This window comes from Streptomyces sp. SYP-A7185, from assembly GCF_046103685.1.
In the GTDB taxonomy this organism is placed as follows: Bacteria; Actinomycetota; Actinomycetes; order Streptomycetales; family Streptomycetaceae; genus Streptomyces.
This window is the reverse complement of record NZ_CP122310.1, coordinates 7,041,115-7,057,624: the sequence shown is the minus strand read 5'-3', so window position 1 is coordinate 7,057,624 and position 16,510 is coordinate 7,041,115. Positions and strand designations below refer to the sequence as shown.

Below are 16,510 nucleotides of genomic sequence, written 5' to 3'. Positions count from 1 at the left end.
CGATAGGTATAGTCCACTTCTCGGCGACAGAGCAAGATCGAACGCAGCTTGGGCCAGCAGTCTTTCCCGAGTTGAGACCTCGCGGAGACACGGCCTGGTTCGTTCACGGCGTGAGCAAACCGAGCCGCCCCGCCCGGCCGCGTCCGGGACCCGCGGCCGCTCCCCTCCGTCGATCTTCCACGGCGCTCACTCGCACCTCATTGGACTTTCTCCCGGATCCCCTTGGACTTTCCCCTGCGGTCCGTCACCCCTTCCGGCCCTTCCGACGCTTTCAACAGCCTTGACACCACCCACCACTTGCCGCCCTACTGGACCCTGCGCAGCGATGTGACAACGTTGTCCAACTCGCAGGGAGGGGTTCGGGGATGCCGCACAGATCACGCAGACCTCGCTTCAGACACCATCGTTCGGCCGCGGTTCTGGGAGCGGCCGCGTTCACGCTCGTCGCGACAGCGCAGGGCGCCGCCGTCGCCAAACCGGAAGAACCGCCCAAAGCGGCCAGGGAGTTCGTCTCCTCCTTCGAGGCGGGCGAGGCCCAGCCCGACTGGCTGAACACCGTGGAGACCGGGCCCGACGGCAAGAAGCGGACCGCCGGCGTCAACGGCGCGTTCAGTTCGGGGATCCCCGGCAGTGTGAACGACCACGTCACGGAGGTCCGCGCCAGCGGCGAGAACTCCGGCAGCGGCGAGGTCAAGGAGAACCTGATCGACGGGGAGCCCACCAGCAAGTGGCTCACCTTCGCGGCCACCGGGTGGGTCGAGTTCGACCTCGACGAGCCCGCCAAGGCCGTGACGTACGCGCTGACGTCGGCGAACGACCATGACGAGCGCGACCCGAAGGACTGGACCCTCCAGGGGTCCGCGGACGGCAAGGACTGGAAGGTCCTCGACACCCGAAAGGGTGAGTCGTTCGACAAGCGTCACCAGACGAAGAAGTACGACTTCCAGAACGACACCGCGTACGCGCACTACCGCCTGGAGGTCACCGCCAACAACGGCGCCTCCGACGCCCTCCAGCTCTCCGACGTCCAACTCTCCGTCGGCGGCACCGAGAGCCCCGTCCCCGAGGACATGCTCTCCCTCGTGGACCGGGGCCCCAGCGGCTCCCCGACCGCGAAGGCGGGCGCCGGGTTCACCGGCAAGCACGCGCTGCGCTACGCGGGCACCCACAAGGCGGACGGCCGCGGCTACTCGTACAACAAGGTCTTCGACGTGAACGTCTCGGTGCGCCGGGACACCGAGCTGTCGTACCGGATCTTCCCCTCCATGGCCGAGGGCGATCTCGACTACGACGCCACGAACGTGTCCGTGGACCTGGCCTTCACCGACGGCACCTATCTGAGTGACCTCAAGGCGGTGGACCAGAACGGCTTCCCGCTGGACCCGCGGGGCCAGGGCGCCGCGAAGGGCCTCTACGTCAACCAGTGGAACAACGTGGCCGCGCGGATCGGGCAGGTCGCGCGCGGCAAGACCGTCGACCGGGTGCTCGTCGCCTACGACTCCCCCAAGGGTCCGGCGAAGTTCCGCGGCTGGGTGGACGACGTCTCCCTGAAGGAGAAGGCCCCGGCGAAGCCGAAGGCCCACCCGTCGGACTACGCGGACACCACCCGCGGCACCAACTCCAGCGGCGGCTTCTCGCGCGGCAACACCTTCCCCGCGACGGCCGTCCCGCACGGCTTCAACTTCTGGACGCCGGTGACCAACGCCGGTTCCCTGAGCTGGCTCTACGACTACGCGCGCGGCAACAACGCGGACAATCTGCCGACGATCCAGGCGTTCAGCGCGAGCCATGAGCCGAGCCCCTGGATGGGCGACCGGCAGACCTTCCAGATGATGCCGTCGGTCGACAAGGACACCCCGTCCGCGTCCCGCACCAAGCGCGCGCTGCCCTTCAAGCACGAGAAGGAGACGGCACGCCCGCACTACTACGGCGTGACGTTCGAGAACGGTCTGAAGGCCGAGATGGCCCCGACCGACCACGCGGCGATGATGAAGTTCACCTATCCCGGTGACGACGCGAGCGTCATCTTCGACAACGTCTCCGAGAAGGGCGGCCTCACCCTCGACAAGGAGAGCGGTGTGGTCAGCGGCTTCTCGGACGTGAAGTCCGGGCTCTCCACCGGTGCCACGCGCCTGTTCGTGTACGGCACCTTCGACGCGCCCGTCACCGCGGGCGGCAAGCTCGACGGCGGGGGCGGCGGTGACGTCACCGGCTATCTGCGCTTCAAGGCCGGCAAGGACCGCACGGTCAACCTGCGTCTGGCGACCTCGCTCATCAGCCTCGACCAGGCCAAGGCCAACCTGAACCGCGAGATCCCGTCCGGCACCTCCTTCGACCGCGTGCAGAACCGCGCGCAGAAGAGCTGGGACGACATCCTCGGCAAGGTGGAGGTCGAGGGCGCGAGCGAGGGCCAGAAGACCTCGCTCTACTCCAGCCTGTACCGCCTGTACCTCTACCCGAACTCGGGCTTCGAGAAGGTCACGTCGGCCGACGGCAAGTCCAAGTACCAGTACGCCTCGCCGTTCTCGCCGCAGACGGGTCCCGACACCCCGACGCACACCGGCGCGAAGATCGTCGACGGCAAGCCCTACGTCAACAACGGCTTCTGGGACACCTATCGCACGACCTGGCCCGCCTACTCGCTCCTCACGCCGAAGAAGGCGGGTGAGCTGGTCGACGGCTTCGTACAGCAGTACAAGGACGGCGGCTGGACGTCGCGCTGGTCGTCGCCGGGGTACGCGGACCTGATGACGGGCACCTCGTCGGACGTGGCGTTCGCCGACGCCTACGTCAAGGGCGTGGACTTCGACGCGAAGGACGCGTACGACGCGGCGGTCAAGAACGCGACCGTGGTGCCGTCGAACTCGGGCGTCGGCCGCAAGGGCATGGCGACCTCGCCCTTCCTCGGCTACACCCCCAGCGAGACCCACGAGGGCCTGTCCTGGGCGCTTGAGGGCTACCTCAACGACTACGGCATCTCGCGCATGGGCCAGGCGCTCTACAAGAAGACGGGCGAGAAGCGCTACAAGGAGGAGTCGGAGTACTTCCTCAACCGCGCCCGTGACTACGTGAAGCTCTTCGACGACAAGGCCGGGTTCTTCCAGGGCAAGGACACGAAGGGCGTCTGGCGGGTCCCCTCCGACAAGTTCGATCCGCGCGTGTGGGGTCACGACTACACGGAGACCAACGCCTGGGGCTATGCCTTCACCGCCCCGCAGGACTCGCGCGGTCTGGCCAACCTCTACGGCGGCCGCAAGGGCCTGGGCGACAAGCTGGACACGTACTTCGCCACTCCGGAGACCGGCTCCGCGGAGTTCGCGGGCTCCTACGGAGGCGTCATCCACGAGATGACCGAGGCACGCGACGTGCGCATGGGCATGTACGGCCACTCCAACCAGGTCGCCCACCACGCCGCCTACATGTACGACGCGGCGGGCGAGCCGGCCAAGACGCAGGAGAAGGTCCGCGAGGTCCTCTCCCGCCTCTACACCGGCAGCGAGATAGGCCAGGGCTACCACGGCGACGAGGACAACGGCGAGCAGTCGGGCTGGTTCCTCTTCTCCTCGCTCGGCTTCTATCCGCTGGTCATGGGCAGCGGCGAGTACGCGATCGGTTCGCCGCAGTTCACCAAGATGACCGTGCACCTGGAGAACGGCCGCGACCTGGTCGTCAAGGCGCCGAAGAACAGCGCCAAGAACGTGTACGTCCAGGGCCTGCGGGTCAACGGCAAGAAGTGGAACTCGACGGCACTCCCCCACAAGGAGATCGCCCGCGGCGGCGTCCTGGAGTTCGACATGGGCCCGAAGCCCTCGTCGTGGGGCACCGGCAAGGACGCGCAGCCGACGTCGGTCACGCAGGACGACAAGGTGCCGTCGCCGCGCGGTGACGCCATCAAGGGTGACGGCGCGCTCTTCGACGACACCTCGGCCACCGAGGCCACCGCGTCGGCCGCCGTCGACCTGCCGGTCGCCAAGGCGACCAAGGCGGTGCAGTACACGCTGACGTCGTCGAAGGACAAGACGAAGGCGCCGCGCGGCTGGGTCCTCGAAGGCTCCGCCGACGGCGAGAAGTGGAAGGAGCTCGACAAGCGGTCCGGCGAGTCCTTCACCTGGGACCAGCAGACCCGGGTGTTCACGGTCGACGCTCCGGGGACGTACGCGCACTACCGGCTCGTGCCGGACGGGTCCGCGACGCTCGCGGAGGTGGAACTGCTCTCCTGACCGAACTCGCACCACACGGTTTTACCGGGGTCGCGCTCCATGACCCCCCACTTGTCGGCCAGGGCTGCCACCAGCAGCAGGCCGCGCCCCGACTCGTCGGCATCCCCTTCGCCGACGGGTCGGGGCCACCCGTCTCCGCTGTCGTCCACCTCGACCCGGAGCACGCCGCCCTCGTGGCGCATGCTCAGCCGGAACCCCCGTCCGGGCGGTACCCCGTGCAGCAGGGCATTGGTCGCCAGCTCGCTGACGCAGACAGTGATGTCGTACGCGCGCTCGCCGACTCCCCAGTCGGACAGGGCGGCGCTCGCGAAGGCGCGGGCGGCGGGGACGGAGTGGCGTTCGCGCCGGTAGAAGCGCTCGCGTGGAGTTTCGTCATTCACGTGACGAGAGTCACGCTGCGTGGCCATCATGAAGCAGTGCGTGAACCCGTACGGCCTGGCTGTACGGGTTCGCTGCGTGAACGTGCGACTTCTGGTGGGGAGTTGAATCGTATGAGCAGCCCTAAGCGACGGTCACGGAGGAACGCCTCGGCGATGCGGATGGTGGGCGCGCTGCTCGCCGTCCACCGCGAGGCGGCCGGGTACACCCAGAAGTCGCTGGCCGAGCGGTTCGTCATCGGCGAGGAGCAGATCGCCTCCATCGAGCAGGGGCGGCGACCGCTGAAGATGGATCTCGCGGTGCAGCTGGACCACATCCTGGGGACCAACAGGACGCTGGAGACCGCCGTCGACAATATGCCGGAGGTGGATCTGGTTCCTCGGTGGGCCGAGGAGTATCTGGATCGCGAGGTGGAAGCCATCGCGCTCTCGTCGTACGAGAATCAAGTACTGCCCGGCCAGCTCCAGACCGAAGCGTACGCACGGGCCGTGTTCCGCAGCCGCGTCCCGGTTCTCGACGAGGACGAGATCGGGCAGCACGTCGCCAAGCGCATCGAGCGACAGGAAATCCTGCACCGCAAAGTTCCCCCGACCACGAGCTTCGTGATCTGGGAAGCGGTGTTGCGCGACCACTTGGGTGGGCGAAAGGTGTACGCGGAGCAGCTGCGCCGGCTGCGTGAGTACGCGGAACTCCCGGGGCTCGCCTTGCAGATCCTGCCGTTCGGGCGCACCTCCCACGCTGCCCTCGATGGCCCATTCGTGCTTCTTGAGACACCCGACCACCAGCGACTGGCCTATACGGAGACTCAGCGGGGAAGCCAGCTGATCTCCGACCCTGACGAGGTGGCGATCCTGACGCAAAGGTGTGCGATGCTGCGGACACAGGCCCTCAACGCCGAAGACACCAGGGGCTTGTTGGACCGCATGCTAGGAGAACAATGAGCGTCCGCAACTCACTTGAGTGGTTCAAGTCGAGCTACAGCGGCAGCGACGGCGGCAACTGCCTGGAGATCGCCACTCAGCCCACCGCCGTACACATCCGCGACTCCAAGGACCCGGAAGGCCCCCGCTTCTCCGTGGCTCCGGATGCCTGGGCCGCCTTCTTGTCCCTGCCCCGGGCCCGCGCCTGACCGCGCATGCGGTATTACCTCTATCTGTCCGCCGCCAAGCTGGACATGCTGTACGGACAGATTCCGCAGACGCTGCTGCGGCGGCTCGCCGTGGAGGCGAAGGTCGACCTGAAGGTGCTCGGCGTCGCCATGCAGTCGCCGCGCGGCGAGACCACCACGTATGACCGGCTCGACATCGTCGAGAACTACCTGGAGCGGGAGTTCGACGTCAGTTGGATGACGGAGCCCAGCTCCTGGTTCCGCGGTGATCTGGCGCTGCGGAGCGCGGGGTACTCGTCGTCGGAGGGGCCCGTGCTCATGACGGGCCGCGAAGGTGACACGGTCATCGCGCTCATCGGTTCGGCGCGCCACCTCATCGGGCAGCGCCCGGCTCCCGACGTGACCCTGCGTGCGTACTCCGCGCTGCCCGCCCTGTTCCAACTCCTGCACGACGCACCGGAAGACTGGCCTCTCGACCTCCCCCGGGAGAGGCGGACGCGTCCGCCGGACGAGGCGGACGCCATGCGGGACGTCCTTGAGATGTCCGAGGCGTTGACGGCGCCCGCCGTCTTCTGCGACTTCCTCGCGCGGCGGTTGCTGCGCGGGAGCGTGGTCCTGGACGACGGTCGGGAGCTGAACGTCGTCGTCGGCACACCGCTGTACGTGGCGATGGCGGACGACGACCAGGAGCCCTGAGTGGAACCGCGGCCGTCAGCGCCCGACCTGGCCCGGATGCGGGTGGAGGGTGAGGTCGCGGGCCTGTGCCGGGCCGCGCGGTCCGATGACGACGCGACCGCCCAGGCCGCCGTCGCGCTGCTCGGGGACCTCGGGGACCCGGCGGCGACGGAGACGCTGACCGACTGCGTGGAACCGCCCGGCGCAACGCGCGTCTGGGTCTTCCGGGAGGCGGTCGCGGCCTTGGGGCGCCTGCGGGACCGCCGCGCGGTCCCCGCCCTGCTGCGGTTCCTCGAGGGCGGGCCGTCGCCGGACAGGTGGCATCAGGAGGACGCCGTCTTCCGGGCCCTGGGCTCGATCGGCGGGCCGGACGTCGTCCGCGTGCTCGTCGACCGGCTCACCCAGGAGTACCCCTCACCGGCGGTCCTCGACGCGCTGACCGAGCTGCGCCCACCAGAGGCGGTGACCTCGCTGCTCGTCGCGCTGTGGGGGCTGCTGCCCGCCGACGCGGCGCGGGCCGCGCGCCTGCTCGGCACGCTCGGCGATCCGCGTGCGGGCCCGGCCCTGCTCTTCCTCGCCCACGCGGCCGAGTCATCCGCCGGCCTGCGCAGGGCGGCGGTCGAGGCGCTCGGGCACCTTCCCGGGCTCCCCGAGCCACCCGTGCGCGGTCGGCCCTCCGAGGACAGGCTGCGGCGCGCGCTGCGCGATCCGGACGCCGAAACGGCCCGCTGTGCGGCGGAGTTGCTGTCCCGGACTCCCGAAGGCCGACGCGGGCTGTGGGGCACGCTGAAGACGGCCGCGCACGACCCCGGCCGCCCCGAGGCCCCGCCCTCCGCCGTCCTGGCCGTCTGCGACCTCATGGCGAGACGGCCCGAACTGGTCGACGCCGGGTTCCCCGAAGGCATCGACACCCTGGTCCTGCTGCTGCGCCAGGCCCCGGCGTCCACGGTCCGCAGGGCGGCGGCCAGGACCCTGGGTGTACTCGGAGGCCGGCAGGCGGTCGACGCCTTGCTCGCCGCGCTGGGCGACGAGCGCGTCGGTGAAGCCGTGGCCGGGGAGGTGTCCCGGCTCCGCGTCCCGCCCGTGGGGAAGCTGCTCACCCTGGTCGCCGACGGGGACGGGGATCTCCAACGACGTGGAGCGGCACGGGCGTTGGGGCTGCTGGAGTGCGCGGAGGCCGCCCCGCTCCTCATGGCCGCGCTGGACGACGCGGAGGCGCCGAAGCCACGCGTCGCCGCGGCGGACGCGCTCGGCATGCTGCGTCATCGGCCGGCCGCCGAGCGGCTCGCCGCCGTGGCCGCGGACGAGGCGGAGCCCGGCACCCTGCGCGCACGCGCCGTACACGCCCTGGGCCTGATCGGCGCCCCGGAGTCCCTGCCCGTGCTCCTCGTCTGCGTACGCTCGCCCAAGGAGCCGGTGCGGCTGAGGGCGGTGGAGGCCCTGGGCGAATTCCCGGTGCCCGAGGCGGCCGTCGCGCTCGGACCGGTCGTCGCGCGGGACGCGGACCGCGCGAGCGCACGGGCCGCGCTCCGCGCCCTGGGCCGGATCGGCGCCCCGGCTCTGCCCGTCCTCGCCTCGCTCGCGGAACGGCTCAGGACGGACGTCGCGGGCGAGCTGATCGCCGCGCTCGCCGCATGCCCGGGGCCCGGGGCGGACGCCACCCTGGAGCGGTTGGCCGTGGCGCCGCTGCCGGAAGAGGTCCATGTGGCGCTGGCCCGGTCGCTGGGCGGGCGGCGCTCGCCGGGGAGTGCCGCCGCGCTGGCGGCGCTGCTGGCCGACGGCCACCCGTACCGCTGTTCCGACGCCGCGCTGCGGGCACTCGCCGCCCTGGGCACCGAGGAGGCGGCCGAGCACGTGCTGACGTATTGCCGGGAGGCAGGGAATTTCGACGAGGGGGTGCGGGAGGCACTCGACGTCATCGCGGAGCAGCGGGGCACGGCGGCGGCACCGGGCCCCTGAGCGCCGCGTGACCGGCGAGTGACCGGGACGACAGGGCCTCCGGGAAGCATCTGGGCAGGACAGAGCGCGGCGCGCGCCACGCCCGCCGCGACCAGGACGCACAAGGAGACCCGCCCATGAACAAGCCTCGCCGCCTCACCGGACTCGCCCTCAGGCTCGCGGGGGTGGCCGCCGCGACGCTGCCCGTGCTCGCCGTCACGCCGGGTGCGACGGCCGCGCCGCAGGAGCCGGCCGCCGCGGCCGTCATGGCCCTCGACTGCACCACCGACACGGACGGCTACTGGGGCCACGCGCACTGCACCAACAACACCGGGACCGTGATCGCCTTCCGCGTGAAGGTGGTCTGCGGGGAGTGGCCCGACGCCCGCGGCGACTGGAAGACCCTCAACCCGGGCGCCCGCGACGTGTCCAGCGCGCGCTGCTTCGGCGGCACGGGCGTCGGCAGCGTGAGCTGGGAAGAGGGATGACCGTCCCGCGGCGACGGGCCACCGCCGCCGCGGGAAAGGGCTCGACAGCGCGATGTCGCCGTGCCTAAGATCCACGGCGACATCGCGTGTCGGTCACCGGCCGGGTGAGGCATGGAGGTGTCGGGAGATGCCTTCTGGAGGCATTCCTTGTCGGTCGAGCTGAATCACACCATCGTCCATGCCCGGGACAACCGGGAGTCCGCCGAGTTCTTCTCGGACCTCCTGGACCTGGAGATCGCCTCCGAGTGGGGCCCGTTCATCGCGGTACGACTGAGCAACTCCGTCACGCTGGACTTCGCCACCGTCCCCGCGGACAAGATCACCCCGCAGCACTACGCGTTCCTGGTCTCCGATGCCGGGTTCGAGGCGGCGTACGAGAAGATCGTGGCGCGCGGCATCGGGCACTGGGCCGATCCGCGGCAGAAGCTGCCGGGTGAGTTCAACACCAACGACGGCGGCAAGGGCGTGTACTTCCTCGACCCGTCGGGGCACGCCATGGAGCTCATCACCGTGCCGTACGGCGGCTTCCCCGCCTGACCGCGGGCCCGTCGCTCAGGACGGGCAGCTCTGCTCCTTGTCCCCTCGGTACGTCCGGTACAGCGGCATCTTCCCCTTGTCGCCGGAGCGGGCGACCGGGGGGAACTCGATGATCGGGACGGGCTTGCAGACGGCCCACTGGTTGTTCTCGCCGGGGCCGGTGAATCCGTACGTGCCGCCCGCCCCGACGAGGCAGCCCGTGCACGTGGGGCCGCTGAGGGTCGAGATGGTCAGCGTGCTGTACACGTCCTTGATGGACGGCAGCCGGGCCGGGGCGTGGGTCTGCTTGCCGTCTTCGTTGATGTCGCTGAACGTCCGGTCGACCGCGGAGACCAGGAGCGCGAAGCCGTCGTAGTACATGGCCGCGTATCCGTCCTGCAAGGGCTTCTTCCCCAGGTGGTGTTCGTTGTCGATCGTGTTGAAGCGCGCCTGGAAGGGCGAGAAGCCCGAGGGCGCTCCTCCGGGGTCGTTCTTCCACGCGGGGTCGTAGGCGGAGGCGTCCACGATCGTGGCGTTGGCCCTGCGCAGGCTGCGTTCGATGTCGGCGGAGGTGAGGGTCGGCTCCAGGCCGATGCCGACCTTGAGGATCCGCAGCTTGCCGCTGCGGTCACAACCGCCTTCGTTCGCGAGGCGGTTGATGAAGGCGGGCAGGTCCTGGTCGCGTCCGGCGAAGAAGACGGTGTCCGCCTTGTCGCGGCAGATGCGCGCGACGGCGTCGGCGAAGCGCCGCGGAATGCCCTGGTCCTCGCCCGACGAGCCGATGTAGTGGGAGTTGTGGTTCTTCAGGTCGTAGGTCTTGCCGAAGTGCCGGTCGAAGACCTTGCGCAGGTTCTTCGAGTAGACGTCGCCCTCGCGGCTGTCCCAGAGGAGAAGCCCCTTCTGCTTCTGCGGATAGCGGTCGAGGTAGTGGGACAGGGCCTTGGCGAACTGCTCGTTGTTGGGTGACGTCTTGAAGAAGTACCGGAAGTTCATGGAGGCGGCCGTGATGACCGGCCCGACCGTGGGGATGCGGCGCTTGGTGAGCTCCTTGACCGCCTTGCGGGTCTCCGTCGTGCTGCTGGGGATACCCGTCACGCCCACCAGCGGGGCCTCGGTGTCCTTCGCCAGGTCGGCGAGCCGCTCCACGACGGGCTCCCACTCGGTGAGGTGCTTGCCGTCGGGCGCGAAGAGCAGCTGGTAGTGCGGGCCGCTGGCGCTGTTCGCCTGGAGCTGGGCCGCGTGGGCGCCCGCGAGGGCGCGCCGGATCATGTCACCGGTCATCGCGCTGGACTCGTCCGACGTGAAGGGCATCATCAGGGCGATGCGGACGTACGGGATGCGGTAGCCGTCGCCCGAGCTGTTCTCCCAGTCCTGCCGGACGCGTTCGTTCTCGTCCGCCACGGCCTTGATGAGGCTCTCGGTGCGCTCGTCCGCGTCGAAGGCCTGGTCGGTGACCCCGACGCACTCCCCGGCGAGTTCTTCGAGGCCCTCGCCGCAGGGGCCGGGGCGTGAGCTGTTCCAGGTGATGAGACCCAGCACGAGCGCGACGGCCACCACCGCGGCCACGAGCCATTCGAGGGGACCCCACTCCTTGGGCGGGTGGTTGAACATCATGACCCCTCACTTGCGGGGACGGGCAGGATCTGTCGTTTGCGGGCGGCCACCGGCCAGTCGCGGGCGGCCCTGCCGAGGGCCGCGTACCAGGTGCGGTGGCGACGGGAGAGGAACCCCAGTTCGTCGCCGACCGCCTGGCACAGGGTCTCGGCGTCCGGGTCGATCGCCGCGTCGGCGTACGGCTCGGAGAGGTACCACAGGGCGTGCAGGAGGCGGTTGATGCAGCGGCCCGCCTCGTCGAGGTGGGTGAAGCGGGCGGCGTGCTCCCCCAGGGCGATCTCGACGCGGTGGTCGCTCCAGCCGGCGTCGTCGGCGGGGTGCGCGGGCGCGCCGGGGGCGGCCGCCGGCGGGGTCGGGGCGGTGGCGCAGTGCCGCAGGCAGAGCAGCCAGTGCTGGACGCTCTGCTCGGCCTCCTCGGCGCCGAACTCGTCGGCCAGCATGTCCACCACGCGGGCCGCGTTGCCGGTGGCCAGGCTGTGCCGCAGCGCGTCCGCCTCCTCGGTGTCGGAGCGCTGCACGTGGTGCAGGTGGAGGAAGCGGTGTATCTCGTGCCAGCTGTGCGGATCGTCGGGCGGCGGTGAGGTGCGCCGCGCCTCGTGGACGAGCAGGGCCTGGAGCAGTCGGCTCCCGACCAGCGGCCCCTCCACGGGTACGGACTGCTGCCACTGCCGCTCCACCAGGTACTGCGCCGCCGCGTTGGCGGGCAGTTGCTCGGGCCCGTCGAGCCGCAGATCCTCGGCGAGTGCCTCCGCGGTCGCGTTGTCGCGTGCCAGGCACAGCACGAGCAGCCGGTCGCGCTGGCGCCGGTCGGGCAGCAGGTCCTCCAGGAGCACCTGGGTGACCGGGCGCCCCTGCGCGGTGGTCAGGTCGAGCAGGTCCTTGGGGGCCACCGGGCGGTTCTGCCGCGCGGCGTGCACCACCGCGTCGCACAGCACCCGGGCGGTGGCCGGGTGCCCTCCGGTGAGCGAGTGGAGGGCCGACGCGAGGTGCGGGTGGAGCAGGCGCACGGACGCGCGGTCGAGCATGGACAAGACGTCGTCCCTGCTCAGCGGGGTGAGCGGCACGACGAGCAGGCCCGCGGACGGGTCGTGGCCCGAGCGCTGCCAGATCGCGGTCGCCTGCTTGCGCTGCCTGCCCCCCGCGGCGGGCAGCAGATCGCTCAGCTCACGGCGCACCGCGTGCGGCGCGCTCTCGTGCGGCAGGTCCCCCAGGCGCGTCGCGACGACGGTGATCCGGTCGCGGTGGGCCCGCTGGGCGTTGGCGCGGTGTTCGAGGAGCAGGTCCAGGAAGCGCTGCCCCGCGGGGGCGTGCGCCTCGTCGAGGAGGATCAGGGGCCAGGGCTCGCGGTTGAGGCTGCGCACCAGGCCGTAGGCGGCGGCCACTTCTTCGAGGAAGGCGGCCATCAGGGTGTTCTCGACGGCGTGGCGGTAGTCGCCGCCCCGGTGGAAGCGCCGGCCGAGCTCAAGGAGGGCGTCGGGCTTGCGGGTGGCGCCCCCCGGCGTGGTGTGCCGCCGCCCGTACCAGTTGCGGGCCGGCGCGAGGCCGCGCAGGGACTGGAGTTCCCGCAGGATCGCCGCGGTGACGGGCTGCGACGCGTCGTCGTCCTCGACCTCCGTGCCCTCCGCGGTGGCGTCCGCCGCCTCCTGGACGGAGGCCTCGACCCGCTCCGACCACTGCCGCGCCACGTCCCGCTCGGCCCCGGAGAGGAGCCCGCAGGCGATGAGGAGGCGGGCGTGCCGGGCGCAGACGGCGTCCCGCCCGTCCGCGTCGCCCTTGGACCAGCCGGAGACCGCGAACAGGCCGGGCATCAGGACGGGGAAAAGGCCGAGCCCCGGCGCGAGCGCGGACACGACGCGTTCGAGGATCTGCACGAAGTCGCCGGCCGGTTCGGCGGGCACGTCCCCGTCCTCCGCGGGGACCACGAGCCCGGAGGCGCTCGCCCCCGGGGCCACGACCCGCACATGGGCCAGCGGGAGTCTCTTGTGGTAGTTGCGTGCGAGTGCGTCGAGAACCGCGCTGCGGCCGAGCCCGTGCTGCCCGGTGAGCAGGATGACGGGCACGTCGTCACCGAACTCCCGTTTCCTGCGCGCGCGTTCGTCGTAGGCCAGTCCGGTGAGTGACGGTACGAGCGAGCCCACCAGCGGCCCGCGACCGTACAGCAATGGAATGTGCGGCTTGCCCATCCGACGACGTCCTGCTTCCCCCTGGGAGCCTTCGGCCACCTTCGGGGCGAGGCGCAGCGCTCCCCCGACGTCAGCCGCTGACTACTGCTCCAACTCCCCTCGGAACAGTGGAATTTACCCCCCTTCGGTTCAAGGCTGCGGGTAAATCTCCAGATCGACCCGACCCGGGAGATTTACCGCCGCGCGTACCTCTCCCGGGTACGCGAGCCTGACCTTCCGCAGCCCGGCGAGGCCCGCCAGGTGCGAGAGATCGATGTCGGTGCCCTGGGTGAGGTGGATCTCCACGAGCCCCGGAAGCCGCCGGGCGATGCGGCGCAGCGACACCGGCGCGCCCGGCTTGGCGTACACGTAGAGATGGGTGATCTGGGAGACCTGCGCCCTGGGGTCGAAGAGCAGCGTGCTCAGCTGCTCCGGGGAGAGGGTCAGCGTGCGCAGCTCGGGCAGGGGGGCGAGCAGGGCGCCCCATCCGTCCGGCAGCAGCCGCTCGCCCGCCTCGTGCAGGCGCAGCTCTTCGAGTGCCGTGAAGTGCCTGATCTCCGAGAGGTCGACCGTGCCCATCGGCAGCGCGAGCACCCGCAGGTCCGTGAGGCGGGACAGGTCGGCGAGCCCGCGCCAGGGGACCTGCACGCCCAGGTGCAGGGCGCGCAGCCGCGGGCAGTCCGCCAGCTTCGTGAGCGGTTCGAACTGCGGGAGGTCTTCCAGTACGAGGGAGTGCAGCCGGGGCAGCCGGGTGAGCGGCGCGGGCTCCCTGAGGTTGCGGCAGCTCTGGAGGGTGAGGTTCTCCAGGGCCGGGAAGTCCGCGAGCAGGCCGAGGTCGTCCAGCTGGAGCGCGCCGCGCAACCGCAGCTCGCGCAGGCGCCGGGGGTCGAGCGCCGCGCGCACGGCCTGCGGGTCGAAGTCGCCGTGGATGCCGACGCGTTCGCAGCCGGGCAGGTCGGCGAGGGCGTCGAGCTCGGCGCGCGAGCGCACGGTGACGGGCTGCGAGGGGTCCGCGGTGAGCAGCGGTCCGATGATGTCGGCGGCGTAGTCGGCGGTGTCGAACCGGTCCCAGTGTCCGAGGAGTTGGGCGCGCACGACGGGCTGGCGGGTGCCGAGGAACTCCCGCAGGCGCGGGATGGCGGCGTCGCCGCCGATCTGGCAGATCGCGTGGACGGTGGCGAGCTCCTCGTCGCCCGACAGTTCGCCGGCCCTCGGCAGCAGGCCGAGGAGCAGCGGTCCCGTACGGGCCAGGACCCTGGCCTGGCGCAGGCTGCGCGGCGGGAGCATGCGCGCCGCCTCGGTCTCGATGGTCTGCCGGACGGCGGGGTCGAGACGGGTGGCCTGTTCGAGCGAGGCGAGGGCCAGCAGCCGCAGTCTGGCCTGGGCCGTGGGGTCCTTCTCGCGGTTGCCGCGGTCGTTGAGGCGCATGAGCAAGTCGGCACGACCGTTGTAATCGCTCTGCGCGACGGCCATCTGCACCACGTCCTGCCACTCGTCCGCGTGTGCGTTCTTCACCAGGATGCCGAAGTCCCGCTCTTCGAGCACCGCCTTGGCGCCGAGATAATCCTGGAAGGTGCGGTGGACGAAGTCCACGGCACCCGACGCGGGTTCGCGCAGCAGCCCGGTGCGCACCAGGAGATACCGCAGGACGTGTTCGGGCTCTCCCATCCGCTGGAGGCTCGGCACCTGGGGCTGGAGCCTGGCGAGCAGGCCGAGGGCGTCGGCGCGGTCGATCTGGGTGCGTTCGTTGCGGATCAGCCAGTACGCGAGGCGCTTGAGGGGTTCGGCGGCGGCCTCCTCGCTCAGCTCGGGGGGCACGCCGCGCTCCTTGTCGCGGCGTTCGAGCAGCATGGACAGGGCCGCTTTGTAGAGGGCGGCGCGGCCCTCTGGCAGGAAGCCGTTGCGCTCCCGGTGCAGGGCGCAGATCAGGCTGCACATCAGCGGGTTGGTGGCGAGCCTGCTCAGCTCCGGCTGTGCGCGCAGGGACTGGATGAGCTCGTCGTCCGTGCCTTCGGGTGCCTCCGCCGCCGTGTGCCACCGCTGGATGAAGCGCCACAGGTCGTCGGGGCGCAGGGCGTTCAGGGTGAACTCGTGGAAGCCCTCGCGCTCCAGCCAGCCGGGGGCGAGCGCGGAGGGGCGGGTGGTGGCGAGCCAGAGGTTGCCGGAGAAGGCGGCGAGGAGCCGGCGCAGCCAGTCACGGGTGCGTTTGCGGTCGGCCTCGGGGATCTCGTCGAGGCCGTCGACGAGCAGGACACCGCGGCCGTTGCGCAGTACGCGCGCCGTCCAGTCGCCCGGTTCGCTGCCGGCCAGCGGGCAGCCCATCCGGCGCAGGAAGTCGTCGGGCAGCGGCAGGTCGACGCCTTCGCGGACCAGGGTGCGCAGCGGCAGCACGAAGGGGACGCGCCCCAACAGCTGGGGCAGGTGCCCGGGCACGGTGTCCTGCTGGGCGGTGGTCAGGGCGAGCCACTGGACGAGCGTCGTCTTTCCCGTGCCGGCCAGGCCGTGCAGCAGGACGCGCCCGCGGCCCACGAGGACCGTCTCGACGCTCTCCTCCAGCACGGCGGAGCGGCCCTCGGAGGCCTCGTCCGGTTCCTCGTCCACGGCGGTCGTGGGGACGGCCCGCATGCTCAGATAGGCGCTCTCCAGGGGCCACTCCTGGCCCTCCGGGTCGCGCAGGTCGACTCCGTAGAGGGTGAGGCTGCCGTGGCGTTTGACGACGTAGTTCGCGTACTCCTCCTCGAAGCGGGCGTCCGCCGCCGTCCAGTCGTCGCCCGAGACGCGGCGCAGGATGACCTCCAACTGGTCCCGTTGGCGCTGCAGTTCCTGGAACTCCTCCAGCTGGGCGCGGGCCGCGAAGCCGGGCCGCTGAGTGAAGAAGCGCACCAGGTGCACGCACGCCGTGCGCAGCAGGACGTCGTGGAAGAGCGCCGCGTCGCGGGTGAGCAGCCTGCGGGTGTCGGGCCCGGCCTTTTGGGACAGCTCCTTGGCCAGTTCGTCGGGGCCGAGCACGAAGAGCTGCACGTCGTCCATGTCGAGCTCGCCGAGGGCGAAGAGGGTGCGGGTCAGGGCCTGCCCGACGGCGTCGTGCTCGTCCTCCGCGATCGGCCGCTCGTGCGGCCCGGCGGAGCGCACCGCGCGGCGCACCAGCTCCCGGGAGAGCCGGTGCATGTCGTCCTTGCTGAGCGAGGGCCGGTCGCCGACGAAGGCCAGCACCCCTTTGATCCGTACGGGCCGTTCGCCGTACTCGGCCCCGGGGGCCTTGGGCGGCGGCAGCAGCAGCCGCTTCAGCAACGGCACGACCACCGAGGAGGCGACCTTGATTCCCACTGCTGACGCGTCCACAGAAACCCCCGTCACCGCCGTGCGCTTTCTCGCACACAAAGCGTAGGGCCCGCACCCCCCGTCCTGGGG

11 protein-coding genes are annotated in these 16,510 nt (G+C 71.0%); 7 read left to right on the top strand and 4 right to left on the bottom strand.

Annotation, left to right across the window (positions count from 1 at the left end; translation table 11 throughout):
- Positions 1 to 365 precede the first annotated feature (365 nt).
- Positions 366 to 4,220, top strand: coding sequence for a GH92 family glycosyl hydrolase (locus tag QBL25_RS30940; RefSeq protein ID WP_409060227.1), 3,855 nt, complete (start codon positions 366 to 368; stop codon positions 4,218 to 4,220).
- Here the strand turns inward: QBL25_RS30940 and QBL25_RS30935 are convergent.
- Positions 4,163 to 4,627, bottom strand: a complete 465-nt coding sequence (locus QBL25_RS30935) for an ATP-binding protein (RefSeq protein WP_409062830.1) — start codon at positions 4,625 to 4,627, stop codon at positions 4,163 to 4,165. The two genes, QBL25_RS30940 and QBL25_RS30935, sit on opposite strands and share 58 nt — an antisense overlap.
- A gap of 126 nt (positions 4,628 to 4,753) precedes the next feature.
- Here QBL25_RS30935 and QBL25_RS30930 point away from each other — a divergent pair, with 126 nt between their 5' ends.
- The 6 genes from QBL25_RS30930 to QBL25_RS30905 all read left to right on the top strand — a co-directional run bounded on the left by QBL25_RS30930 (position 4,754) and on the right by QBL25_RS30905 (position 9,344).
- Positions 4,754 to 5,539 (top strand): Scr1 family TA system antitoxin-like transcriptional regulator, encoded by a 786-nt coding sequence (locus QBL25_RS30930; RefSeq protein WP_409060226.1) that lies wholly within the window; start codon positions 4,754 to 4,756, stop codon positions 5,537 to 5,539.
- Complete coding sequence (locus tag QBL25_RS30925) at positions 5,536 to 5,727, top strand: DUF397 domain-containing protein (protein WP_409060225.1); 192 nt, start codon at positions 5,536 to 5,538, stop codon at positions 5,725 to 5,727. Before QBL25_RS30930 ends, QBL25_RS30925 begins: the two co-directional genes overlap by 4 nt.
- A 6-nt stretch (positions 5,728 to 5,733) precedes the next feature.
- On the top strand, positions 5,734 to 6,402 hold the full coding sequence (locus QBL25_RS30920; protein ID WP_409060224.1) for a DUF7019 family protein: 669 nt from the start codon (positions 5,734 to 5,736) through the stop codon (positions 6,400 to 6,402).
- Positions 6,403 to 8,340: a HEAT repeat domain-containing protein gene (locus tag QBL25_RS30915; RefSeq protein WP_409060223.1), complete on the top strand. Its 1,938-nt coding sequence runs from the start codon at positions 6,403 to 6,405 to the stop codon at positions 8,338 to 8,340.
- Positions 8,341 to 8,456: 116 nt separating this feature from the next.
- On the top strand, positions 8,457 to 8,807 hold the full coding sequence (locus QBL25_RS30910; RefSeq protein WP_409060222.1) for a hypothetical protein: 351 nt from the start codon (positions 8,457 to 8,459) through the stop codon (positions 8,805 to 8,807).
- Between the two features lie 147 nt (positions 8,808 to 8,954).
- The gene (locus QBL25_RS30905; protein ID WP_409060221.1) at positions 8,955 to 9,344 is read left to right on the top strand and encodes a VOC family protein; all 390 of its coding nucleotides are present in this window, start codon (positions 8,955 to 8,957) and stop codon (positions 9,342 to 9,344) included.
- A 15-nt stretch (positions 9,345 to 9,359) separates the two neighbouring features.
- Here the strand turns inward: QBL25_RS30905 and QBL25_RS30900 are convergent, their stop codons facing one another.
- The 3 genes from QBL25_RS30900 to QBL25_RS30890 all read right to left on the bottom strand — a co-directional run bounded on the left by QBL25_RS30900 (position 9,360) and on the right by QBL25_RS30890 (position 16,441).
- On the bottom strand, positions 9,360 to 10,937 hold the full coding sequence (locus QBL25_RS30900) for an ABC transporter substrate-binding protein (RefSeq protein WP_409060220.1): 1,578 nt from the start codon (positions 10,935 to 10,937) through the stop codon (positions 9,360 to 9,362).
- Positions 10,934 to 13,120 (bottom strand): ATP-binding protein, encoded by a 2,187-nt coding sequence (locus tag QBL25_RS30895; protein WP_409060219.1) that lies wholly within the window; start codon positions 13,118 to 13,120, stop codon positions 10,934 to 10,936. Before QBL25_RS30895 ends, QBL25_RS30900 begins: the two co-directional genes overlap by 4 nt.
- 129 nt (positions 13,121 to 13,249) lie before the next feature.
- Positions 13,250 to 16,441 carry an NACHT domain-containing protein gene (locus tag QBL25_RS30890; RefSeq protein ID WP_409060218.1) on the bottom strand — a complete coding sequence of 1,064 codons (3,192 nt, stop codon included), beginning with the start codon at positions 16,439 to 16,441 and terminating at the stop codon, positions 13,250 to 13,252.
- Positions 16,442 to 16,510 lie beyond the last annotated feature (69 nt).